Source organism: Pseudomonas sp. SBT1-2 (assembly GCF_028640875.1).
Taxonomy (GTDB): Bacteria; Pseudomonadota; Gammaproteobacteria; order Pseudomonadales; family Pseudomonadaceae; genus Aquipseudomonas; species Aquipseudomonas chlororaphis_I.
In genome coordinates this window covers 91,304-113,626 of the sequence record NZ_JAQZAA010000086.1, presented here as the reverse complement: position 1 = coordinate 113,626, position 22,323 = coordinate 91,304, and the positions used below count along the sequence as shown (strand labels likewise).

Here is a 22,323-nt window from a genome sequence, read left to right as displayed (position 1 = left end):
GTCTCCATGCGTTTGCCGCAGTCACGACAGCCAACACGTCTGAGCAAAACGCTGAGGCGCACTGCACGGCCGAGAATGGGCAAATCACGAACGACTCGCTCGCAATACTCGTGAGTGGTTGAACAGGGCTTTTGGCATCCACCACAGGAAGGGAATCGGGTGGTGTGGGGCGTCAGATCGATCTGTAGGGCATCGCCATCAGGCTTGATCGTGACGACAGAAAAGCCCTCCCAAAAAGGAAGGAAAGTATTAATATCGTGCATAAGAACGCCGGTTTTTTAGATGTGTTTGCTCGCACGAACATCATCAATCAAATCGGCGTTCTTGTTTCTGTGTTTCCCGGAATTCCGTGAAGAACCATAAAAAAGCCCCGGATCATCCGGGGCTTTTTTGTCGCCGTAAAACCGTCAGGCGGCCTTGGCGTCCAGCTGGCTCAGGGAGCGGTTCAGCGCGCTGAACAGGGCCTTGAAGCTGGCGGTGGTGATGTTTTCATCGATACCCACACCGTGCACCGCGCGTTCGCCGTTCACACGCAGTTCGATATAGGCCGCGGCCTTGGCGTTGGTGCCCGCGCCGATGGCGTGCTCGTTGTAGTCCATGATTTCCACCGGAACCGGCAAGCCGGCCACCAAGGCTTCCAGGGCGCCATTGCCCTTGCCGCGCCAATGCAGGTTGGTCTCGCCCTGGCCCTTGCTGGACACTTCCACTTCCACGGCGCTGTGGCCGTTTTCTTCCTGCAGGCGATGGCTGACCAGCGCGTACGGGGTGTTGGCCTGCAAGTATTCGCTGTGGAGCAGCGCGTGGATCTGCTGGGCGGTCATCTCCAGGCCCAGGCGATCGGTTTCACGCTGTACCACCTGGCTGAACTCGATCTGCATGCGACGCGGCAAGCTGATACCGTATTCCTGCTCCAGCAGGTAGGCGATACCGCCTTTGCCCGACTGGCTGTTGACGCGAATCACCGCCTCATAGCTGCGGCCGATGTCGGCCGGGTCGATCGGCAAGTACGGTACTTCCCACAGGGCATCGGATTTCTGCTGGGCGAAGCCCTTGCGGATGGCATCCTGGTGCGAGCCGGAGAAGGCGGTGTGAACCAGGTCGCCGACATACGGATGACGCGGGTGCACCGGGATCTGGTTGCATTCTTCGACCACTTTGCGCACGCCGTCGATATCGGAGAAGTCCAGCTCCGGATCGATACCCTGGGTGTAGAGGTTCAGGGCCACGGTGACCAGGTCGACGTTGCCGGTACGTTCGCCGTTGCCGAACAGGCAGCCTTCGACGCGGTCGGCGCCGGCCATCAGGCCCAGCTCGGTGGCGGCCACGCCGGTACCCCGGTCGTTGTGGGTGTGCAGGCTGATGATCACGCTGTCACGACGGTTGATGTGGCGGCCGAACCATTCGATCTGGTCGGCATAGATGTTCGGCGTGGCGACTTCGACGGTGGCCGGCAGGTTGAGGATCACCTTGTTGGCTGGCGTCGGGTTCCAGACCTCGATCACCGCGTCGCAGACTTCCTTGGCGAATTCCAGCTCAGTGGCGCTGAAGGTCTCTGGCGAGTATTCGAACTGCCATTGGGTTTCCGGCTGCTGGGCGGCGTATTTGACGAACAGCTTGGCAGCGTTCACCGCGATCTCTTTCACGCCTTCCTTGTCCTGGTTGAAGACAATGCGGCGGAACGACGGGCTGGTGGCGTTGTACAGGTGGACGATGGCTTTCTTCGCCCCGCGCAACGATTCGAAGGTACGGGCGATCAGGTCTTCACGGGCCTGGGTCAGCACCTGGATGGTGGTGTCGTCCGGGATGTGGCCGCCTTCGATCAGGGTGCGCACGAAGTCGAAGTCGGTCTGCGAAGCGGCCGGGAAGGAGGCCTCGATTTCTTTCACACCGACGGCGACCAGGGTTTTCCAGAAGCGCAGCTTCTTCACCGCATCCATCGGCTCGATCAGCGACTGGTTGCCATCACGCAGGTCGGAGCTGCACCAGATAGGCGCGCGGGTGATGGTCTTCGACGGCCAGGTGCGGTCCGGCAAGTTGATGGTCGGGAACGCGCGGTACTTCGAGGAAGGGTCTTTGAGCATGCTCATGGGAAAATCCTTATTGTCCGGGCCGAAAAGAGGCGGCCTGCCGGTGAATCAATGGGTGTGCTGTTTGAAGCAGGGGACGAGGTACCGCGACTCAACCTGGCAGTCGTGCGCTGACGAGGCAGAGGCTTCGGTGTTGGCGGCGCTGAATGAGGGTGTGAGAGGTTTTCATGCCCTCAACCCTAACCATTGGGGTGAAAGATGGCAAGCAGTCGAAAAAAATTGAGATAAATCTCTTAAAGTGGAAGATTTTCGAGATTTTATTCTGAAAGGTTAGCGGCTGCTTCGATCTTATTGCGCAGACTTTTGAACCTGTGCAATCCCTGCGGGAGTCTGACTCAGGGCTGGAAGGCCCCGATAAAGATCGCCGGATCGACCCGGGCATCGTTCAGGCTGACGTTCCAGTGCATGTGCGGCCCGGTGGCGCGCCCGGTGGAGCCGACTTTCCCGACCACGCCGCCGCGGGCCAGTTGCTGGCCGACCTTCACGTCGATCTTCGACATATGGCAGAACATGCTGATAAAGCCCTGGCCGTGGTCGACGAATACGGTGTTGCCGTTGAAAAAGTAATTGCCGATCAGGATCACCTTGCCGGCCGCGGGCGTCTTGATCGGCGTGCCGGCGGGCACCGCGAAGTCCAGTCCGGCGTGCGGGTTGCGCTCCTCACCGTTGAAGAAGCGGCGAACGCCGAACTTGCTCGACAGCGGGCCGCTCACCGGCTTGTCCAGCAGCAGATTGCTCGGGGTATTGGGGCTGAAACTGCGGTAGGCGCGAACCTGTTCGGCCAACTCGGCGTCGATGCGCTTGAGGTCGGCCGGATCGGGGTTGACCTGGCGTTTGTTCTTTAGCGTGATGTGCTGTTCCGGGTATTTCTTGCTGCCCACACTGAAGTTCAGGTTGCGACCGCCAGCACTGATCTGCTGGGGGCCGGGCTTGACGTTCAGGGGGATGCCGACAATCGCCAGCCAGTTGTTCTGTTCCTTGATCACCAGCAGCGGTTTTCCCTGGTAGCTGGCCTTGGGCGCCTGGGCGGCGCTGCCCAGGTCGATCACCGCCACGCCGCCGGGCACTGGTTTGTTCAGCAGGCGCGTGATGTAGCTATCGGCATGGGCGTTGAAGGTCAGGCACAGCAACAGCAGGGAGCTTAGAAAACGCGGCATGGATCAATCCAGTAAAGAGAGGGTGACAGGCGTCAGGTGATTGTCTTCGACCCGGACCTGCAGTTCGCCTTCGCCAAGACGGGCCTTGAGGCGCTGTCCCGGCTGGGTCTGTGCGGCGCTGCGAATGGCCTGGCCGCGCTCGTCCAGCAGGATGCTGTAGCCACGGCCGAGGGTGGCCAGCGGGCTGACCACATGCAGGGTCTGGATCTGGCTTTGTAGTTGCAGGCGCCGGGACTTCAGGCCTTCGCGCATGGCCCGTGGCAGGCGTTCGGCCAAGCTGTCGAGGCGTTGCCGCAGCAGCGCCAGTTGCCGCCCGGGGTGCTGGCCGGCAAGCCGGGTTTCCAGGCGGATCAGGCGTTCGCGACGGGTATTGAGGCTGCGCTCGAATGCCCGGCGCATGCGCATGTCCAGGTCGTCCAGGCGCTGTGCTTGCTGGCGCAGGCGTTCGCCGGGGTGACGCAGGCGCCGGGCCATGCCTTCCAGGCGCAGGCGGTCGCGCAGCAGCCGATCGCGCATGCGCATTACCAGGCGTCGATGCAGGCTTTCGACCCGATGCCGCAGGTCGCTGGAGTCCGGCGCGAGCAATTCGGCCGCCGCCGAAGGCGTCGGTGCGCGCACGTCGGCGACGAAGTCGCTGATCGAGACGTCGGTTTCATGACCCACGGCGCTGACGATTGGCGTGACACAGGCATCCACCGCCCGGGCCACGGCTTCTTCGTTGAAGCACCAGAGGTCTTCCAGGGAACCGCCGCCACGGGCCAGGATCAGTGCGTCGAAGCCCCGGGCATCGGCCATTTTCAGGGCACGGACGATCTGCGCGGTCGCCTCGCGGCCTTGCACGGCGGTCGGGATCAGGGTCAGGGCCACGTGTGGGGCGCGGCGCCGGAACACGCTGATGATGTCGCGAATCACCGCGCCCGTCGGCGAACTGATAATGCCGATGCGCTGCGGATGGGCCGGCAGCGGCACCTTGCGTTCGGCGCTGAACAGGCCTTCGGCGCTGAGCTTTTCCTTCAGGGCATCGAAGGCCAGGCGCAGGGCGCCGTCGCCGGCCGGTTCGACCGTATCGAGGATCAGCTGATAGTCGCCACGGCCTTCGAACAGCGAGACCTTGCCGCGCACCTTGACCGCCAGGCCGTCCTTCAGCGCCTGGCGCACCCGTGCGGCATTTTGCCGAAACAGCGCGCAGCGCACCTGGGCATTGCTGTCCTTGAGGGTGAAATACACATGGCCGGACGCCGGGCGGGCGAGGTTGGAGATTTCGCCTTCGACCCAGATGTTGCTGAACACGTCTTCCAGCAACACCCGCGCACGGCCGTTGAGCTGGCTGACGGTCAGGACTTCGCGGTCCAGGCCGAGTCTTGCAAAGGGATCTTTAATCATGGGGCGCAGTTTAAAGGCATTCGGCAAACAATCTCCATGGATCGAAACAAAAGGAGACGATGCCTGCCGGCCTCGAATACTCCTTCGGTGGTCAGGGCGTGAGGGCGGCATGGAAGTGTTCGATGAACTGCTTGACCAGCGGTGTCGGGTCCTGCCGACAGGCGAGGGCGACCGTGCTCTGGCAGGCCGGGTCCGCCAAGGGCAGGAAGTGCAGGCTGGCGGGTGCAATGTCTTGCATCGATTCGGGCAACAGGGCGATGCCGAATCCGGCCTGGATCAGTTGCAACTGCGTGGTCTTGCGCGACAACACCCGCGCCGCCTTGGGGAAAAAGCCCTGGCGCATGCACAACTCGGCCGACAGGTAACTCAGGCCTCCACGCTGTGGATGGGGAATGGAGATAAAGGCTTCGTCGCGCAGTTGCGCCAGATCCACGCCCCGTTCAGGAGGGCTTAATGCAAGAGGATGGCCCGGCGGCAGGGCCAGCAGCAGGCGCTCACTGAACAGCGGCGTGATCTGCACGCCCTCGCGCTGGCGCAGTACCGGCAGGCGTAGCAGGCCGATATCCAGCCGGCCTTCGGCGACTTCCTCCAACTGCGCTTCGGAAGACAGGGTGGCGATGTCCATCAAGGCGCCCGGGCACTGCTCCAGATAACCGCTGATGGCCCGCAGCAAACGGCCGCTCATGGACACCGTGCTGGAGTGGCTCAGGCGCAATGTCCCCAGTTGCCCATGGCCGACCTGGGTTGCCAGCTCGCTGGCCTTGTTCAGCTCGTCGAGCAGGTTGCGGGCGCGCGGGTAGAAGGCTTCACCCGCCGCCGTCAGCCTGGGCAGGCGCGCGGTGCGTTCGAACAGCGGGGTCTTGAGGTGGATCTCCAGTTCCTTGATCTGCCGACTGAGGGCGGACTGGGCAACGAACAGGCGTTCGGCGGCGGCGCTGAAACTGCCGCTGTCGGCGATTTCCACGAAGTAGCGCAGTTGGCGGGTTGAAATCACTCGTCATGCCTTTTTGAGATGGGTTGCTGGCTTTGATGATATTAGTCGCAAGGCTTGTGGCTGGCTAAAGTCATTCCTTGATTAAAGAAGGATGGCGAATCGATGAGCATGGTCGAGTTGTTGGGGCAGTGGTCGTGGGGGGCGAGTGGCTGGTTGGCGATCGGCCTGGGGATCGCCCTGGCCTATATCGTGTTCGGCATTGCCGGGTTCGGTACGGCGCTGGTGGCCGGGCCGGTGCTGATCCTGTTCATGCCGCTGTCGAAGATAATCCCGCTGCTGGTGCTGCTGGATTTTGTCGCGGCCTTCGGCAATCTCTTGCCGTCGCGGCGGGATGTCGATCGCTCCGAGCTGGTACGCCTGCTGCCGTGCATGGCGCTGGGCTGCACCCTCGGGGTGATCTTCCTGCTCAACCTCAAGTCCGACCTGTTGCTGCTGTTGATGGGGCTGTTTATCAGCGCTTATGCGGTGTACAGCCTGTGGGTCAAGGCAAGGCCCAAGGCGCTGGCGGCGGGCTGGGCGATTCCCATGGGGACCGTGGGTGGGACGTTCGGGGCGCTGTTCGGCAGTGGCGGCTTTTTATATGCGATCTATCTGAACAGCCGCCTGCCCAAGGATGCGGCGCGGGCCACCCAGAGTGCGTTGATCGGTTGCAGCACGGTGGTGCGCCTGAGCCTGTTCGCCATTGCCGGGGTTTATGCGCAGCTGCCTTTATTGTTGTTGGCGCTGTGCTTGTTGCCGGCGATGGCGCTGGGCTTGTGGATGGGGCGGCGGCTGACCCTGAAGCTGTCCCGCGAGGCGTTCGTCCGGCTGGTGACCTGGCTGGTGCTCGCCAGCGGCATTGCCCTGATCGGTCGTTACCTGAGTACTTGACCTGTGGGGTTCAGGGATTAAGCTGCGGGCCCTCGGATCTACCCGGCATGTCGACTTCTACACTTATTAGTAGGTATCGGCTCACAGGCGTACCGTCCGAACAGGCGACGCAGACTTCCCTTCAAACGCTTCAGGCCCCACCCATGAACTCGCAAAGCATCATCGTCCCGAAAATCTCCACCTTGCCGGTTCACGAACCTCGCGCCCGGGCGATCGTGCGCTGGCTGGTGCGCAAGAACATCGTCGAGGAAGCCTTGAGCACCTGTGGCCGTACCGGCAATCGCATGGCGCACGCCATTGCCCCGGGCGCGCGCGAAGTCGTGCTGCGCCCGGAGGCCTTGCCCTTCGGCGAACCGGTCAACGGCCTGGAGATCATTACCAAGCGCTGCATCTACACCCCGGCCAAGGGGTTTCTCGAGGAAGCGGGCTGCGCCGAGTGCCGCCAGGAAGTGGGGGAGGCGCTGTTCGAGAGCCTGGAAGACTGGATGCCCGGGCGCACCGATAACTTCACCTGCCCCGAATGCGGGCATGAAGATGACATCAACGGTTTTCTGTTCTTGCAGGAGTGCGGGTTTTCCAACCTCGGTTTCATCTTCAACAACTGGGCCGAGGCCGGGTTCAAGCAGAGCTTTCTCGACGAGTTCGCCGAATGGCTGGATCAGCCGGTGAGCTGGGTGAAGGTGGAGTTGTAAGGGGATTTCGGCAACCGGGTCCGGGTGCTGGATTCATCGTCGGCAGGTGCAATGCTGGCCCGCGAAACAGACGCTGCGTTCCGGCAAATTCCCCATCCATCACCCCGTTGATAATAGACAGAGTTTTACATTGAGCCCGGGTAGGTGTCTGAGTATAATGGCGCGCTTCCATTTTCCCGCTCGGGAGCCCCCGCGATGCTGCGTATCAGCCAAGAAGCTCTGACCTTCGACGACATTCTCCTAGTGCCTGGTTATTCCGAGGTGCTTCCTAACGAAGTCAGTCTCAAGACCCGTCTTACCCGTGGCATCGAGCTGAATATTCCACTGGTTTCCGCCGCAATGGACACCGTCACTGAAGCCCGTCTGGCAATCGCCATGGCTCAGGAAGGTGGCATCGGCATCATCCACAAGAACATGACCATCGAGCAGCAAGCTGCCGAAGTCCGCAAGGTCAAGAAGTTCGAAGCCGGCGTCGTCAAAGACCCGATCACCATCGAGGCTGACGCCACGGTGCGCGACCTGTTCGAACTGACCCGCATGCACAACATTTCCGGCGTGCCGGTACTGCACGATGGCGACCTGGTCGGCATCGTCACTTCCCGTGACGTGCGTTTCGAAAACCGCCTGGACGCCAGCGTCCGTGAAGTGATGACGCCTAAAGAGCGCCTGGTCACGGTCAAGGAAGGCGCCGACAAGAACGATGTGCGCGAGCTGCTGCACAAGCACCGCATCGAGCGCGTGCTGATCGTCGACGACAAGTTCGCCCTCAAGGGCATGATGACCGTCAACGACATCGAAAAAGCCAAGGCTTACCCGCTGGCCAGCAAGGACGATCAAGGTCGTCTGCGCGTAGGTGCTGCGGTCGGTACCGGTAAAGACACCGGTGACCGTGTTGCCGCCCTGGTCAACGCCGGTGTGGACGTGGTGGTGGTCGACACCGCCCACGGTCACTCCAAAGGCGTGATCGATCGCGTTCGCTGGGTCAAGGAAAACTACCCGCAAGTGCAAGTGATCGGCGGCAACATCGCCACCGGTGCCGCTGCCAAGGCCCTGGCCGCCGCTGGCGCCGACGCAGTCAAGGTCGGTATCGGCCCGGGCTCGATCTGCACCACCCGTATCGTCGCCGGTGTCGGCGTACCGCAAATCAGCGCCATCGCCAATGTCGCCGCAGCCCTTGAAGGCACCGGCGTTCCATTGATCGCCGACGGCGGCATCCGCTTCTCCGGTGACCTGTCCAAGGCCATCGTCGCTGGTGCTTCCGCCGTGATGATGGGCTCGATGTTCGCCGGTACCGAAGAAGCGCCAGGCGAAATCGAACTGTTCCAGGGCCGTTCCTACAAGGCTTACCGCGGCATGGGTTCGCTGGGCGCCATGTCCCAGGCCCAGGGCTCTTCCGACCGTTACTTCCAGGACTCCTCCGCGGGTGCCGAGAAGCTGGTTCCGGAAGGCATCGAAGGCCGTGTTCCGTACAAGGGCACCCTGACCGCCATCATCCATCAGCTGATGGGTGGCCTGCGTTCTTCCATGGGCTACACCGGTAGCGCCAACATCGAAGAAATGCGCACCAAGCCGGAGTTCGTACGCATCACTGGCGCCGGTATGGCTGAGTCCCACGTCCACGACGTGCAGATCACCAAGGAAGCGCCGAACTACCGCGTAGGTTGATGCTTCAAGCAAAACGTTAAATGACCGGGGCTGTTTTATTCAGCCCCGAGTCGTTTCTGAATCACGACTGTTTTCGAATTACCTAGACGAGACTGAATCATGGCCCTCGACATTCATGCCCACCGCATCCTGATCCTCGATTTCGGTTCTCAGTACACCCAGTTGATCGCCCGTCGCGTGCGTGAAATCGGCGTGTACTGCGAACTGCATCCGTTCGACATGGATGACGAAGCGATTCGCGAATTCGCTCCAAAAGGTGTAATCCTCGCCGGCGGCCCCGAGTCCGTGCACGAAGCCGACAGCCCGCGCTGCCCGCAAGCGGTGTTCGACCTGGGCGTGCCGGTCTTCGGTATCTGCTACGGCATGCAGACCATGGCCGAGCAAATGGGCGGCAAGGTCGAGGGTTCCGAGCTGCGTGAATTCGGTTATGCCCGCGTCGATGTGGTCGGCAAGAGCCGCCTGCTGGACGGCATCGAAGACCACGTCGACGCTGACGGCCTGTTCGGCCTCGACGTGTGGATGAGCCACGGTGACAAGGTCACCAAGATGCCGGAAGACTTCCACATCCTGGCCAGCACCCCGAGCTGCCCGATCGCCGGCATGTTCAACGACGACCTGCGCTACTACGGCGTGCAGTTCCACCCGGAAGTGACCCACACCAAGCAGGGCGGTCGCATCCTGTCGCGCTTCATCCTCGACATCTGCGGCTGCGAAGCCCTGTGGACGCCGTCGAAGATCGCTGAAGACGCTATCGCCCAGGTGCGTGCCCAGGTGGGCACCGACAACGTTCTGCTCGGCCTGTCCGGCGGCGTCGACTCCTCGGTGGTCGCGGCCCTGCTGCACAAGGCCATCGGCGACCAGCTGACCTGCGTCTTCGTCGACAACGGCCTGCTGCGCCTGCACGAAGGCGAGCAAGTGATGGCCATGTTCGCCGAGAACATGGGCGTCAAGGTGATCCGCGCCAACGCCGAGGAGCAGTTCCTCAACAACCTGGCCGGCGAAGCCGACCCGGAGAAGAAGCGCAAGATCATCGGCCGTACCTTCATCGACGTGTTCGATGCCGAATCCTGCAAGCTGGACAACATCAAGTTCCTGGCCCAGGGCACCATCTACCCGGACGTGATCGAGTCGGCTGGCGCCAAGAGCGGCAAGGCCCACGTGATCAAGTCGCACCACAATGTGGGCGGCCTGCCGGAAGAGATGAACCTCAAGCTGGTCGAGCCCCTGCGCGAGCTGTTCAAGGACGAAGTCCGTCGTCTGGGCCTGGAACTGGGCCTGCCGTACGACATGGTTTACCGTCACCCGTTCCCGGGCCCGGGCCTGGGCGTGCGCATCCTCGGCGAAGTGAAGAAGGAATACGCCGACCTGCTGCGTCGCGCCGACCACATCTTCATCGAAGAGCTGCGCAAGGCCGACTGGTACCACAAGGTCAGCCAGGCGTTCGTGGTGTTCCAGCCGGTGAAATCGGTGGGTGTGGTCGGTGACGGCCGTCGTTACGCCTGGGTCGTGGCCCTGCGTGCCGTGGAAACCATCGACTTCATGACCGCACGTTGGGCGCACCTGCCTTACGAGCTGCTGGAAACCGTCAGCGGCCGGATCATCAACGAGATCGAAGGCATCTCCCGCGTCACCTATGACGTGTCGAGCAAGCCGCCAGCCACCATCGAGTGGGAATGATCCCGGCCGAGTGATCGGCTGCTGATCGTTCAGGCAACAGCAATGGCGATCGAGACCTTCGGGTGTCGATCGCCATTTGTGTTTCAGGGTCTTTAAAACGCCCGCTTTCCAGCCCTCCCGCAATACCAGGAAAGACATGGGCCCATCGTCGCCCGCCTGGCCTGTGTACCCTCGACAGACATTCATCGAACTCCCAGCGGCGGCCTTTGGCGATGCCGGCGCAGGCGTTGAAAGAATTCATGGTTGTCAGTTGACAACCTTTTCATTGTTGACGAGACTGGAGGCCATGGATGGCTCGCACACCTCATCCCAAGAAAGACATTGAAATGGCGCTGCGTTACGCCGAGTGGCAGGGCTGGCGCGTCGAAGTCGGCGGTAGTCATGCCTGGGGCAAGATCTACTGCCCTTACAACAGCGAGGTGTGCCGGTGTGGCGAGTTCTGCATCACCAGTGTGTGGAGCACGCCGAAAAACCCCCTCCAGCATGCCCGGGCGCTGTGCCGGGTAGTCGACAACTGCACGCTGAATCAGCTGCGCGGCGGGAAAGTCCCGCAACCTCGTCGGGAGTCATGACCATGGAATACCTGTTTACCCTCAACTACCTGCTGCCTGCCCACGACTGTGACCCAGACGTACTGGTGGAGCGCCTTGGCGCGGGGGGCTGCACCGATGCGCTGGTCGGTACCGGGCTGGCGGGGCGCCTGGCGCTGGAGTTCAGCCGCGAGGCCGAAAGCGGTGAGGCGGCGCTGCTCAGTGCCCTGGGCGATATCAAGCGGATCATTCCGGATGCGCGGCTGGTAGAGGCCAGCCCGGATTTCGTCGGCCTGAGCGAGATTGCCGACATTGTCGGGGTCTCCCGGCAGAACATGCGCAAGCTGATGCTCAACCATGCCGGCAGCTTCCCCCTGGCGATCCACGAGGGCAGTGCCTCGCTCTGGCATCTGGCGGAAGTGCTGAGCTGGCTGGATGCCCGGGGCGGTTACCAGTTGCAGCACCCAGTGATAGAGGTGGCGCGGGTCGCGCAGTCCGTGAACCTGGCCAAGGAGGCCCGGCGGGTTGGCACCCCGAGCGCCGAACTGGTGGCGCTGCTGGGCTGAGTGATCGGGCCCGCCGCGACGGTCAGCGTCGGGCGACGTCCGAGAAGTAGAACTTGTCCAGGGTGTGGCGTGATTCGGTGTACTCGAACTGTCGGCCGTCCTGCAGGAAGGTCTGGTTGCTGACCACTATCACGTGGCTCTGGCCTTCCAGGTCCAGGTGCTGCTGGTCATCCCGGGTGCGTGGGATCGCTTCGATGGTCCGCTGAGCGTAGCTGATCTGCAATTGCAGGGTCTGCTCGATGTAGGCGTAGATCGAGTGCTCGGCAATCTGCCGGTCCAGCCCCGGGATCAACTCGGCGACAAAGTGGTTGATGTCGAGAATCACCCGTTTGCCATCGATACGCCGCACCCGCTTGATGCGGGTAATCAGGCTGCCTTCCTCGGCCTGCAGGTGTTCGCGCAACGCGCCTTCGAGGGGAAACTGGGTGAACTCCACCACCTCGGTGCTGACGTCGTTGCCCAGGCGTGGATAGGTTTCCTGGAAGCTGACGATGCCGCCCAGCTGGAACTCGATCGGGTGCGGCGACAGCACAAAAGTGCCCTTGCCATGGATCTTCTGGGCGAAGCCGCGCTCCTGCAACTGCTCGATGGCCTTGCGCACGGTGCCGCGGCTGGCCTGGTAGCTGTCCATCAACTCGGTTTCGGAAGGCAGGCGAGCGCCGCGTTCCAGGCGCTCGGTGGTGATGCTGGCAAGCAGATCGCTGTAGATCTGGTTGTATTTACTCATGGGATGGCTCTGTGCCGTCTGCGCTCAAGGCGGGAACCTTAAGGGCCGTGAGCGGATTTGTCTATTTGAGACGCTGGGGTCGAACGCCTGGTTGCGGGTGTTGAACTGGCGATGAAATACCTTACAGCAGTTTAAGAATTTTCTGTCGCGCATGGCGTGCTCTGCCGGAAAACACGGATCTAGAGCGGTTCTCGCGCAGAAGAAACTCACTGCGACCTGTATTTCGGAGCGGCACCGACAAACTCGTCTGTACGAGTTGTTGATTTAACTCGTACAGACGAGTATTTTTCGCTTCGGCGTGCTGCCAATAACAAAAAACCAAAGCGGAAGAACAAGCATGAGCCACGATTACTCCACGATCGCCAGCGAGTTGCTGCACAGCCTCGGTGGCGCCGACAACCTCGAACAAGCCGCGCATTGCGTCACCCGCCTGCGCCTGGCGCTCAAGGACCCGAGCCTGGTGGACAGCGCGACGCTGAACCAGATCGATCTGGTCAAGGGCTCGTTTTTCACCGGTGGCCTGTTCCAGGTGGTCATCGGCCCCGGCGAAGTCGAAAAGGTCTATGCCGCGTTGCGCCAACTCACCGGGCTGGCCGCATCCACCATCGCCGACGTCAAGCAGAAGGGCGCCGACAAGACCAACGCCATGCAGCGCCTGGTGCGAGTGTTTTCCGATGTCTTCATGCCGATCCTGCCGGCGCTGATCATTGCCGGCCTGCTGATGGGGGTGAACAACCTGATCGGCGCCAAGGGCATGTTCATCGAGGGCCGCACCCTGCTCGAGGCCTACCCGACCCTGGATGGCGTGTGGAGCCTGATCAACCTGATGGCCAACACCTCCTTCGTATTCCTGCCGGCACTGGTGGGCTGGTCGGCGGCCAAGCGCTTTGGCGGCAGCGAGATCCTCGGCATCGTGCTGGGCCTGATGCTGGTGCATCCCGACCTGCTCAATGCCTGGAACTACGGCAAGGCCGTGGCCGGGCTGGAGGGCCAGAGCCTGCCGTACTTCGACATCTTCGGCCTGTTCCAGATCGAGAAGGTCGGCTACCAGGGGCAGATCCTGCCGATCCTGCTGGCGGCCTACGTCATGAGCGTCATCGAAAAATGGCTGCGGGCGCGGGTACCGAACGCGATCACCCTGCTGGTCGTGCCCATCACCACCATAGTGGTCACCGGCGTGCTGGCGCTGGCGGTGATCGGCCCGGTGACCCGGCACCTGGGGATCCTGATCACCGAAGGCGTGGTCACCCTGTTCGAACTGGCACCGATGGTCGGCGGGGCGATTTTCGGCCTGCTCTACGCGCCGCTGGTGATCACCGGCATGCACCACATGTTCCTCGCCGTGGACCTGCAACTGATCTCGACCCAGGGCGGCACCTTCATCTGGCCGATGATCGTCATGTCCAACCTGGCCCAGGGCAGTGCGGCGCTGGCGGTGTTCAGCATGAGCCGCAACGCACGGGACCGCAGCATGGCCTCGACCTCGGCGATCTCCGCCTATTTCGGCATCACCGAGCCGGCCATGTTCGGGGTCAACCTGCGCTACAAATTCCCGTTCTACGCCGCGCTGATCGGCTCGGCGCTGGGCAGCATTTTCCTCTCGCTGAACAAGGTCCAGGCCTCGGCCATCGGCGTCGGCGGGCTGCCGGGGTTCATCTCGATCATTCCCCAGTACATCCCGATGTTCGTGGTCGGCATGGTCGTCGCCCTGGTGGTGCCGTTCGTACTGACCTGCGGCTTGAGCATGAAGATCATCCGGCCGGGGTATCGCGTCGCCTGACAGATCGCGATAAGGCCCCCAAGGCCAGTACCCAACCCATTGAAGGAGCCCGCCATGCAAGACTGGCAGCGTTCGGTGATCTACCAGATCTACCCGAAGAGTTTCTACAGCCACAGCGGCCAGGCCACCGGCGACCTGCTGGGGGTGGTCGACAAGCTCGACTACCTGCATTGGCTGGGGGTCGATTGCCTGTGGCTCACCCCGTTCCTGCGCTCGCCGCAGCGCGACAACGGCTACGACATCAGCGACTACTACGCCATCGACCCGAGCTACGGGACCATGGCCGATTGCGAGCTGCTGATCGCCGAGGCCGGCAAGCGCGGCATCAAGCTGATGCTGGACATCGTGGTCAACCACACCTCTATCGAACATGAGTGGTTCCAGCAGGCCCGCAGCAGCCTCGACAACCCGTACCGCGACTTCTACATCTGGCGCGACCAGCCGAACAACTGGGAATCCAAGTTCGGCGGCTCCGCCTGGGAGTACGAAGCGCAGACCGGCCAGTACTACCTGCACCTGTTCGACCACACCCAGGCCGACCTCAACTGGGACAACCCCCGGGTGCGCGCCGAAGTGTTCAAGATGATGCGTTTCTGGCGCGACAAGGGCGTGGGCGGCTTCCGCCTGGACGTGATCAACCTGATCTCCAAACCGGCCGATTTCCCGGAAGACGCCAGCGATGGCCGGCGCTTCTATACCGACGGCCCGAACGTGCACCCGTACCTGCAGCAGATGCATCGCGAGGTCTTCGAGGGCTTTGACCTGATCAACGTCGGCGAGATGTCCTCCACCAGCCTCGAGCACTGCATTCGTTATTCGCAGCCCGAGTCGAAAGAGCTGTCGATGACCTTCAACTTCCACCACCTGAAGGTCGATTACCCGAACCTGCAGAAGTGGATTCGCGCCGATTTCGACTTCCTCCAGCTCAAGCGCATCCTCTCCGACTGGCAGAGCGGCATGCAGGCCGGTGGCGGCTGGAACGCGCTGTTCTGGTGTAACCACGACCAGCCGCGGGTGGTGTCGCGTTTTGGCGACGACGGCGAATACCGGGTGGTTTCGGCGAAGATGCTCGCCACCGCGTTGCACTTCCTCCAGGGCACGCCGTTCGTCTACCAGGGCGAGGAGCTGGGCATGGCCAACCCCGGTTTTACCCACATCGACCAATACCGCGATGTCGAGACCCTGAACATCTACCGCCTCAAGCGCGAAACCGGTGACAGCGAGGCGGACAACATGGCGGCGATCATGCAGAAGTCCCGGGACAACGGGCGCACGCCGATGCAATGGAATGCCGGGGCCCATGCCGGTTTCAGCAGCGTCGAACCCTGGATCGGCGTGCCGGCCAGTGCCGCGCAAATCAACGTCGAGCAGCAGCTCGAAGACCCGGATTCGGTGTTGCACCACTACCGCCAGCTGATTGCCCTGCGTCGTCGCGAGCCGCTGATCCAGGACGGCGAATATCGCCAGCTGCTGGCCGAGCACCCGCAGGTCTGGGCCTATCTGCGCGAGGGTCAGGGCGAGCGGCTGCTGGTGGTGAACAATTTCTACGGCAGCGCCTGCGAAGTGCAGTTGCCGGAGGGAGTGATGACCGAGCGCATGGAGCAGCGCCTGGTCATCAGCAACTACGCGGACCATGAAACCCGCAGCCGCCAGCTGTTCCTGCGGCCTTACGAGTCCTTTGTCCTGCACCTGATCGACCGCTGACAACCTTCCCCGCATGAGCGCGGCGTGCCCGGCACACCGCGAGCTTTCGCTCGCCGGTAGGGGGGCGCCTGCGGGGCACACACAGAATAAAAATAATGGGGTGGCTTATGAAAACAACAATAAATCGCGGCCTTGCAGCCTCTTGCGTCTGCCTGGCCTTGCCGTTCCCGGCCCAGGCCCTGGAGTTCGCCGGTTACCTGCGCAGCGGTCTCGGGACCTCGGTCAACAGCAGCTCGCAGTCGTGTTTCCAACTGCCCGGCGCCCAGTCCAAATACCGCCTGGGCAACGAGTGCGAACAGTACGCCGAGCTGGAGCTGCGCCAGGACCTCTACACCCTGGACGACGGCTCGGTGCTCAGCGTCGACGCCATGGCGTCGCTCTATAACCAGTACGACCGCAGCCTGACTTTCCAGGGCGACAACGGCTCGGCGCGCATGCCGCAGATGTATGCCCAGTGGTCGAACATGCCCAGCCTCAATGGCGGCTCGCTGTGGGCTGGCCGGCGTTACTACAAGCGTAACGACATCCATATCTCCGACTTCTACTACTGGAACCAGAGCGCCACCGGCGGCGGTATCGAGGACGTGCTGATCGGCGACCTGAAATACAGCTACGCCTTCTCGCGCAAGGACAACCTGTACCAGAAGGACTACATCAACCGGCACGACTTCAACGTCGCCGGTTTCAAGACCAACCCCGGCGGCGAGCTGGAGCTGGGCCTGAGCTACATCGACAAGCCCGACAGCCGCGACGCCCATCGGGGGTGGGCGATCACCGCCCAGCACGTGCAGAAGGACTTCCTGGGCGGCAAGAACAAGCTGGCGTTGCAGTACGGCGAAGGCCCGGGTACCGGGCTGGGTTACACCGGCAATGTGCAACTGGACGACAGCAACAAGAGCTACCGGCTGGTGGAGTTCTTCGACTGGCAACTGACCCCGCGCTTTGGCGGGCAGGTCGAAGCGATCTACCAGAAAGACATCCGCCCCGACGGTAACGACCAGAACTGGATCTCCCTGGGTATCCGCCCGGCCTATGCGATCAGCGAGCAGTTCAAGCTGGTCACCGAGCTGGGCCACGACCAGGTCGAGGCCCCCGGCGGCACGCGCAAGCTCAGCAAGTTCACCTTCGCCCCGACCTGGTCGCCCAAGGGCCCGGAATTCTGGGCGCGCCCCGAGGTGCGCCTGTACTACACCTATGCCAGCTGGAACCAGGCCGCCAAGCGCGCGGCGAATGAGCTGGCGGCGGGCTCGGCGTTGTCCGATACCGGCGCCTTCGGCACGGCCAGGCATGGTGCGAACGTCGGATTGCAGGTCGAATACTGGTGGAAATAAGCGATGCTGTCGGGGCTCGCGCTCCATCGGCACTCACAAGAACAAACAGCAGGTGAAGTCATGGCTACAACCCAACAATTGCAACTGCTCGCGCCGCTGTCCGGGCTGTTGATACCCCTGGAGCAAGTGCCGGACCCGGTGTTCTCCAGCCGGGTCATCGGTGACGGCCTGTGCATCGACCCGACCTCGCAGACCCTGCGCGCGCCGCTGGCCGGAGTGGTCAGCAACGTGCAGGACAGTGGCCATGCGGTGAGCATCACTGACGACAACGGGGTGCAGGTGCTGATGCACATCGGCCTGGACACGGTGAACCTGGCGGGCAAGGGCTTTAGCCGCCTGGTGCAGGAGGGCCAACGGGTCGAGGCCGGGCAGCCGCTGATCGAGTTCGATGCTGACTACATCGCCGTGCATGCCCGCAGCCTGTTGACGCTGATGCTGGTGGTCAGTGGCGAGCCCTTCACCTGGCTGACTGCGAACAGTGCACTGGTGGACAGTGGCCAGCCGCTGTTGCAGTTGAGCCTGGGCGAGCCTGCGCCAAGCACAGAGCCCGAGGAGGAGGGCGAGGCGCTGTTCTCCAAACCCGTGACGCTGCCTAATCCCAATGGCCTGCATGCGCGCCCGGCGGCGGTGTTCGCCCAGGCGGCCAAGGGCTTCAAGGCGAGCATCTGCCTGCACAAGCAACAGGCCAGCGCCAACGCCAAGTCCCTGGTGGCGATCATGGCGTTGCAGACCGCGCAGGGCGATGCCTTGCAAGTCAGCGCGGCGGGCGCGGATGCCGAGGCGGCGATCAAGGCCCTGGCCGAGTTGCTGGCGAGTGGTTGTGGCGAGGCGGTGAGCGCGGTGATCGCCGCCAAACCTGTGGCGCCGGTTGCCGCGCCATCGGGCAAGTTGCTGCGGGGCGTCTGCGCCTCGACGGGATCGGCCTTCGGGCAGGTGGTGCAGGTGGCCGAGCAGAAGCTCGAGATTATCGAACTCGCCGCCGATCAGGCGGTGCAACGCGAGCTGCTGGAGCGGGCGCTGGCGCAGGCCACCGAGGCCTTGCAAGTCCTGCGGGACAAGGCCGCCAGCACCGCCCAGGGCGAGATATTCAAGGCTCACCAGGAACTGCTGGAAGACCCGAGCCTGCTGGAGCAGGCCCATGCCCTGATCGCCGACGGCAAAAGCGCGGCATTCGCCTGGAACAGCGCCACCGAGGCCACCGCCGAGCTGTTCAAGGGCCTGGGCAATCCGTTGCTGGCCGAGCGCGCCCTGGACCTGATGGATGTCGGGCAGCGGGTGCTCAAGTTACTGCTGGGCGTGCAGGACAGCGCCTGGGTCCTGCCGGAGCAGGCGATCCTGATTGCCGAGCAGCTCACCCCGTCCCAGACCGCCGGCCTCGATACCCGCAAGGTGCTGGGGTTTGCCACGGTCGGCGGCGGCGCCACCAGCCATGTGGCGATTCTGGCCCGGGCCCTGGGCTTGCCGGCGGTCTGCGGCCTGCCGGTACAGGTACTGGCGTTGGCCAGCGGCACGCCGGTGCTGCTGGATGCCGACCAGGGTGAATTGCACCTGGACCCGAAGCTGGCGGTGATCGAGCAGTTGCAGGCCCGGCGTCAGCAGCAACAGCAGCGCCAGCGCCAGGAGCTGGAACAGGCCGCCGAGGCCGCGGTGACCCGCGACGGCCATCATGTCGAGGTGACGGCCAACGTCGCTTCGCTGGCCGAGGCCGAGCAAGCCATGGACCTGGGCGGGGAGGGCGTCGGCCTGCTGCGCTCGGAGTTTCTTTACCAGGACCGCAGCGTCGCCCCGAGCCATGAAGAACAGGCCGCGACCTACAGCGCCATCGCCCGGGCCCTGGGGCCGGAGCGCAACCTGGTGGTGCGGACCCTGGATGTCGGCGGCGACAAACCGCTGGCCTATGTGCCGATGGAGCCTGAAGCCAACCCCTTCCTCGGCATGCGCGGGATCCGCCTGTGCCTGGAGCGCCCGCAGCTGTTGCGCGAACAGTTCCGGGCGGTTCTCGCCAGCGCCGGCCTGGCCCGCCTGCACATCATGCTGCCGATGGTCACCCAGCTGGCGGAATTGCGGCAGGCGCGGCAGATGCTGGAGGACGAAGCCCTGGCCCTGGGGCTCAAGGAGTTGCCGAAGCTGGGGATCATGATCGAAGTGCCGTCGGCGGCGCTGCTGGCCGACCTGTTCGCGCCGGAGGTGGATTTCTTCTCCATCGGCACCAACGACCTGACCCAGTACACCCTGGCCATGGACCGCGATCATCCGCGCCTGGCCAGCCAGGCCGACAGTTTCCACCCGGCGGTGCTGCGCCTGATCGCCTCCACGGTCAAGGCCGCCCATGCCCACGGCAAGTGGGTCGGCGTCTGCGGGGCGCTGGCTTCGGAAACCCTGGCGGTGCCGCTGCTGCTGGGGCTGGGCGTGGACGAACTGTCGGTCAGCGTGCCGTTGATTCCGGCGATCAAGGCCCGCGTGCGCGAGGTCGAGCTGAGCCAGTGCCAGGCCCTTGCCGGACGCATTCTCGGCCTGGAAAGCGCCGAACAGGTACGCGACGCCTTGCACCAGCATCAACAGTCGACGCTGGCCCCTTCACTGGTTCTGGAGAACTGAACATGTTCGAGAAATTGCAGCGGGCGTTCTGGAAGGCCCTGACCCCGGACCTGGTGCCTGACCAGCCGAAAACCACAACCCAGGCCAAGGATGACGCCGCCCTGGGCGAGGCCGTTATTGCGGCGCTGGGCGGTGCGAACAACCTCAAGACCCGGCAGCGCGTGGCCCTGACCCGGGTGCGGGTGGAATTGCATGATCCGACCTTGCTCGATGTTGTGGCCTTACGCAGCGCTGGCGTGCTCGGGACGATGGCGCTGGCGGGAGGCGTGGTGCATCTGCTTGTCGGGTTATCTGCGTAGCCGCTGTCGAGCCTGGGTTTATGCGAGTGCTGCGCACTCGATCGCGAGCAAGCTCGCTCCTACAGGACTGCATATTCCCCTGTAGGAGCGAGCTTGCTCGCGATAGCGTCCGAATGATCAGCGCCTTTTTTTCTTCACATGTCATGGCCCCACCCACCTGCGGCCGCTTGCCGCGCCGCCCTTACTGTTTCTCAACTGCGGGTGTATCGTATTCGCCTTTTGCGGGTCCTGGCCTGCCGCGGATACGTGAGGTAGTTGAGTCCATGTCCTTTACCCGTCGACAGATACTCGGTGGTCTGGCCGGTCTTGCAGTGGTTGGCGTGGGCGCCGGTGGCGCGTCGCGTTACTGGCTGGGCAAGATGGCCGACGCCGAGGCAGGCCACGATTATCAACTGATCGCCGCGCCGCTGGACGTCGAGCTGGTGCCGGGCCACAAGACCGAAGCCTGGGCCTTCGGCCCTTCTGCGCCGGGCACCGAGCTGCGGGTGCGCCAGGGCGAGTGGCTGCGGGTGCGCTTCATCAACCACCTGCCGGTGGCCACCACCATCCACTGGCACGGCATCCGCCTGCCGCTGGAAATGGACGGCGTACCTTACGTCTCGCAATTGCCGGTCATGCCGGGCGAGTACTTCGACTACAAGTTCCGCGTGCCGGATGCCGGCAGCTACTGGTACCACCCCCACGTCAACAGCAGCGAAGAACTGGGCCGCGGCCTGGTCGGCCCGCTGATCATCGAAGAGCGCGAGCCCACCGGCTTCAAGTACGAACGCACCCTGAGCCTGAAAAGCTGGCATGTGGATGAAGCCGGCGCCTTCGTGCCGTTCAGCATCCCCCGCGAGGCGGCGCGTGGTGGCACGGCGGGGCGCCTGTCGACCATCAACGGCGTGTCCCAGGGGGTGGTGGAGATCCCGGCCGGGCAGATCACCCGCGTGCGCCTGCTCAACCTCGACAACACCCTGACCTACCGCATCAACATCCCCGGTGTCGAAGCGCAGATCTATGCCCTGGACGGCAACCCCATCGAGCCGCGGCCGTTGGGCAAGGAATACTGGCTGGGGCCGGGCATGCGCATCTGCCTGGCGATCAAGGCGCCGCCGGCCGGCGAAGAGCTGTCGCTGCGCAACGGCCCGGTGCGCCTGGGCACCTTGCGTTCGGTGGCCAACAGCGACGCGCCGACCGAGTGGCCGCCGGCGTTGCCAGCCAACCCGATCGCCGAGCCGGACCTGGATAACGCCGAGAAGCTCAACTTCAACTTCGAGTGGGTTGGCTCGGTCTCGGTGAACGTGGACAATGGCAGGCCACCGAGCCTCTGGCAGATCAACGGCAAGGCCTGGGACATCACCGACAAGACCTGCGCCGACCGCCCGATCGCCACGCTCAAGAAGGGCCAGAGCTACATTTTCGAATTGAAGAACATGACTCAGTACCAGCACCCGATCCACTTGCACGGCATGAGCTTCAAGGTCATCGCCTCGAACCGCAAGAAGATCACCCCGTACTTCACCGACACCTACCTGCTGGGCAAGAACGAGCGTGCCCGGGTGGCGCTGGTGGCGGATAACCCGGGGGTGTGGATGTTCCATTGCCATGTGATCGACCACATGGAAACCGGCCTGATGGCCGCCATCGAGGTGGCCTGATGCGGCAGATTCGCCCCGCCCGGATCATCGATCGCAGCCGCGACCAGGAGTTCATGCGTGAAGCCCTGGCCCTGGCCGCCCAGGGCGCGGCCCTGGGCGAGGTGCCGGTGGGCGCGGTGCTGGTGCAGGACGGGGAAATCATCGGTCGCGGCTACAACTGCCCGATCAGCGGCAGCGACCCCAGCGCCCACGCGGAAATGGTTGCGATCCGCGCCGCGGCCCAGGCGGTCGACAACTATCGCCTGCCCGGCAGCACCCTCTACGTGACTCTGGAACCGTGCAGCATGTGCGCCGGGCTGATCGTGCATTCGCGTATCGCCCGGGTGGTGTACGGCGCGCTGGAGCCCAAGGCGGGCATCGTGCAGAGCCAGGGGCAGTTCTTCAGCCAGGGGTTTCTCAACCATCGGGTGCTGGTCGAGGGCGGGGTCCTGGCCGAAGAGTGCGGCGCGGTGTTGAGCGAGTTCTTCAAGGCACGCCGCGCCAGCCGCAACTGAGCACCTTCCTCTTCTGTAGGAGCGAAGCTTGCTCGCGATGACGCCAGCCCGGGCCATGCATACCTCGAACCTGGCGTGACGCTTGAAATCGCTATCGCGGGCAAGCCTCGCTCCTACACGGTGTGGGGC

19 protein-coding genes are annotated in these 22,323 nt (G+C 63.4%); 13 read left to right on the top strand and 6 right to left on the bottom strand.

Annotation, left to right across the window (positions count from 1 at the left end):
- From PVZ78_RS18305 to PVZ78_RS18285, 5 genes are all read right to left on the bottom strand, one after another.
- Nucleotides 1–263 (bottom strand): transposase family protein (locus PVZ78_RS18305; RefSeq protein WP_273828319.1); only part of this gene is annotated, 263 nt, incomplete at its 3' end.
- Between the two features lie 144 nt (nucleotides 264–407).
- Complete coding sequence (gene leuA, locus PVZ78_RS18300; protein WP_009050632.1) at nucleotides 408–2,087, bottom strand: 2-isopropylmalate synthase; 1,680 nt, start codon at nucleotides 2,085–2,087, stop codon at nucleotides 408–410.
- 335 nt (nucleotides 2,088–2,422) lie between these two features.
- Nucleotides 2,423–3,244 carry a peptidoglycan DD-metalloendopeptidase family protein gene (locus tag PVZ78_RS18295; protein ID WP_273829028.1) on the bottom strand — a complete coding sequence of 274 codons (822 nt, stop codon included), beginning with the start codon at nucleotides 3,242–3,244 and terminating at the stop codon, nucleotides 2,423–2,425.
- A 3-nt stretch (nucleotides 3,245–3,247) separates the two neighbouring features.
- Nucleotides 3,248–4,627, bottom strand: a complete 1,380-nt coding sequence (gene xseA / locus PVZ78_RS18290) for an exodeoxyribonuclease VII large subunit (RefSeq protein WP_124300371.1) — start codon at nucleotides 4,625–4,627, stop codon at nucleotides 3,248–3,250.
- Between the two features lie 91 nt (nucleotides 4,628–4,718).
- A complete protein-coding gene (locus tag PVZ78_RS18285; protein WP_038634878.1) occupies nucleotides 4,719–5,621 on the bottom strand; it encodes a LysR family transcriptional regulator in 903 nt (300 codons plus the stop codon).
- A 102-nt stretch (nucleotides 5,622–5,723) separates the two neighbouring features.
- Here PVZ78_RS18285 and PVZ78_RS18280 point away from each other — a divergent pair, with 102 nt between their 5' ends.
- The 6 genes from PVZ78_RS18280 to PVZ78_RS18255 all read left to right on the top strand — a co-directional run bounded on the left by PVZ78_RS18280 (nucleotide 5,724) and on the right by PVZ78_RS18255 (nucleotide 11,621).
- Nucleotides 5,724–6,491: a sulfite exporter TauE/SafE family protein gene (locus PVZ78_RS18280; protein ID WP_273829027.1), complete on the top strand. Its 768-nt coding sequence runs from the start codon at nucleotides 5,724–5,726 to the stop codon at nucleotides 6,489–6,491.
- A gap of 143 nt (nucleotides 6,492–6,634) precedes the next feature.
- Nucleotides 6,635–7,183, top strand: a complete 549-nt coding sequence (locus PVZ78_RS18275; RefSeq protein ID WP_009050627.1) for a hypothetical protein — start codon at nucleotides 6,635–6,637, stop codon at nucleotides 7,181–7,183.
- 195 nt (nucleotides 7,184–7,378) lie between these two features.
- On the top strand, nucleotides 7,379–8,848 hold the full coding sequence (gene guaB / locus PVZ78_RS18270) for an IMP dehydrogenase (protein ID WP_009050626.1): 1,470 nt from the start codon (nucleotides 7,379–7,381) through the stop codon (nucleotides 8,846–8,848).
- 99 nt (nucleotides 8,849–8,947) lie between these two features.
- On the top strand, nucleotides 8,948–10,525 hold the full coding sequence (gene guaA / locus PVZ78_RS18265) for a glutamine-hydrolyzing GMP synthase (RefSeq protein WP_009050625.1): 1,578 nt from the start codon (nucleotides 8,948–8,950) through the stop codon (nucleotides 10,523–10,525).
- Nucleotides 10,526–10,815: 290 nt separating this feature from the next.
- Entirely contained in the window at nucleotides 10,816–11,097 is a 282-nt protein-coding gene (locus PVZ78_RS18260) for a hypothetical protein (RefSeq protein WP_009050624.1), read from the top strand.
- A 2-nt stretch (nucleotides 11,098–11,099) separates the two neighbouring features.
- Entirely contained in the window at nucleotides 11,100–11,621 is a 522-nt protein-coding gene (locus PVZ78_RS18255) for a helix-turn-helix transcriptional regulator (protein WP_009050623.1), read from the top strand.
- A 22-nt stretch (nucleotides 11,622–11,643) separates the two neighbouring features.
- Here PVZ78_RS18255 and treR read toward each other — a convergent pair whose 3' ends face one another.
- Nucleotides 11,644–12,348 carry a trehalose operon repressor gene (gene treR / locus PVZ78_RS18250; protein WP_009050622.1) on the bottom strand — a complete coding sequence of 235 codons (705 nt, stop codon included), beginning with the start codon at nucleotides 12,346–12,348 and terminating at the stop codon, nucleotides 11,644–11,646.
- Between the two features lie 337 nt (nucleotides 12,349–12,685).
- On the opposite strand from treR, the gene treP reads away from it, so the two are divergent.
- The 7 genes from treP to tadA all read left to right on the top strand — a co-directional run bounded on the left by treP (nucleotide 12,686) and on the right by tadA (nucleotide 22,194).
- On the top strand, nucleotides 12,686–14,128 hold the full coding sequence (treP, locus tag PVZ78_RS18245; protein ID WP_016703477.1) for a PTS system trehalose-specific EIIBC component: 1,443 nt from the start codon (nucleotides 12,686–12,688) through the stop codon (nucleotides 14,126–14,128).
- Nucleotides 14,129–14,182: 54 nt separating this feature from the next.
- A complete protein-coding gene (gene treC, locus PVZ78_RS18240; protein ID WP_053269832.1) occupies nucleotides 14,183–15,832 on the top strand; it encodes an alpha,alpha-phosphotrehalase in 1,650 nt (549 codons plus the stop codon).
- 107 nt (nucleotides 15,833–15,939) lie between these two features.
- A complete protein-coding gene (locus tag PVZ78_RS18235; RefSeq protein WP_053262495.1) occupies nucleotides 15,940–17,163 on the top strand; it encodes a maltoporin in 1,224 nt (407 codons plus the stop codon).
- A gap of 60 nt (nucleotides 17,164–17,223) precedes the next feature.
- Entirely contained in the window at nucleotides 17,224–19,761 is a 2,538-nt protein-coding gene (ptsP, locus tag PVZ78_RS18230; RefSeq protein WP_273829026.1) for a phosphoenolpyruvate--protein phosphotransferase, read from the top strand.
- A gap of 2 nt (nucleotides 19,762–19,763) precedes the next feature.
- Nucleotides 19,764–20,060: a PTS transporter subunit EIIB gene (locus PVZ78_RS18225; protein ID WP_028683309.1), complete on the top strand. Its 297-nt coding sequence runs from the start codon at nucleotides 19,764–19,766 to the stop codon at nucleotides 20,058–20,060.
- A gap of 263 nt (nucleotides 20,061–20,323) precedes the next feature.
- Nucleotides 20,324–21,700 (top strand): multicopper oxidase family protein, encoded by a 1,377-nt coding sequence (locus tag PVZ78_RS18220; protein WP_257372789.1) that lies wholly within the window; start codon nucleotides 20,324–20,326, stop codon nucleotides 21,698–21,700.
- Nucleotides 21,700–22,194 (top strand): tRNA adenosine(34) deaminase TadA, encoded by a 495-nt coding sequence (tadA, locus tag PVZ78_RS18215; RefSeq protein ID WP_009050615.1) that lies wholly within the window; start codon nucleotides 21,700–21,702, stop codon nucleotides 22,192–22,194. Before PVZ78_RS18220 ends, tadA begins: the two co-directional genes overlap by 1 nt.
- Nucleotides 22,195–22,323 lie beyond the last annotated feature (129 nt).

Coding starts and splice junctions, on each gene's coding strand:
- PVZ78_RS18225 (WP_028683309.1), top strand. CDS start 19,764: ATGTTCGAGAAATTGCAGCGGGCGTTCTGGAAGGCCCTGACCCCGGAC.
- PVZ78_RS18235 (WP_053262495.1), top strand. CDS start 15,940: ATGAAAACAACAATAAATCGCGGCCTTGCAGCCTCTTGCGTCTGCCTG.
- PVZ78_RS18255 (WP_009050623.1), top strand. CDS start 11,100: ATGGAATACCTGTTTACCCTCAACTACCTGCTGCCTGCCCACGACTGT.
- treC (WP_053269832.1), top strand. CDS start 14,183: ATGCAAGACTGGCAGCGTTCGGTGATCTACCAGATCTACCCGAAGAGT.
- PVZ78_RS18295 (WP_273829028.1), bottom strand. CDS start 3,244: ATGCCGCGTTTTCTAAGCTCCCTGCTGTTGCTGTGCCTGACCTTCAAC.
- guaA (WP_009050625.1), top strand. CDS start 8,948: ATGGCCCTCGACATTCATGCCCACCGCATCCTGATCCTCGATTTCGGT.
- PVZ78_RS18220 (WP_257372789.1), top strand. CDS start 20,324: ATGTCCTTTACCCGTCGACAGATACTCGGTGGTCTGGCCGGTCTTGCA.
- treP (WP_016703477.1), top strand. CDS start 12,686: ATGAGCCACGATTACTCCACGATCGCCAGCGAGTTGCTGCACAGCCTC.
- tadA (WP_009050615.1), top strand. CDS start 21,700: ATGCGGCAGATTCGCCCCGCCCGGATCATCGATCGCAGCCGCGACCAG.
- leuA (WP_009050632.1), bottom strand. CDS start 2,087: ATGAGCATGCTCAAAGACCCTTCCTCGAAGTACCGCGCGTTCCCGACC.
- ptsP (WP_273829026.1), top strand. CDS start 17,224: ATGGCTACAACCCAACAATTGCAACTGCTCGCGCCGCTGTCCGGGCTG.
- PVZ78_RS18275 (WP_009050627.1), top strand. CDS start 6,635: ATGAACTCGCAAAGCATCATCGTCCCGAAAATCTCCACCTTGCCGGTT.
- xseA (WP_124300371.1), bottom strand. CDS start 4,627: ATGATTAAAGATCCCTTTGCAAGACTCGGCCTGGACCGCGAAGTCCTG.
- PVZ78_RS18260 (WP_009050624.1), top strand. CDS start 10,816: ATGGCTCGCACACCTCATCCCAAGAAAGACATTGAAATGGCGCTGCGT.
- treR (WP_009050622.1), bottom strand. CDS start 12,348: ATGAGTAAATACAACCAGATCTACAGCGATCTGCTTGCCAGCATCACC.
- PVZ78_RS18280 (WP_273829027.1), top strand. CDS start 5,724: ATGAGCATGGTCGAGTTGTTGGGGCAGTGGTCGTGGGGGGCGAGTGGC.
- guaB (WP_009050626.1), top strand. CDS start 7,379: ATGCTGCGTATCAGCCAAGAAGCTCTGACCTTCGACGACATTCTCCTA.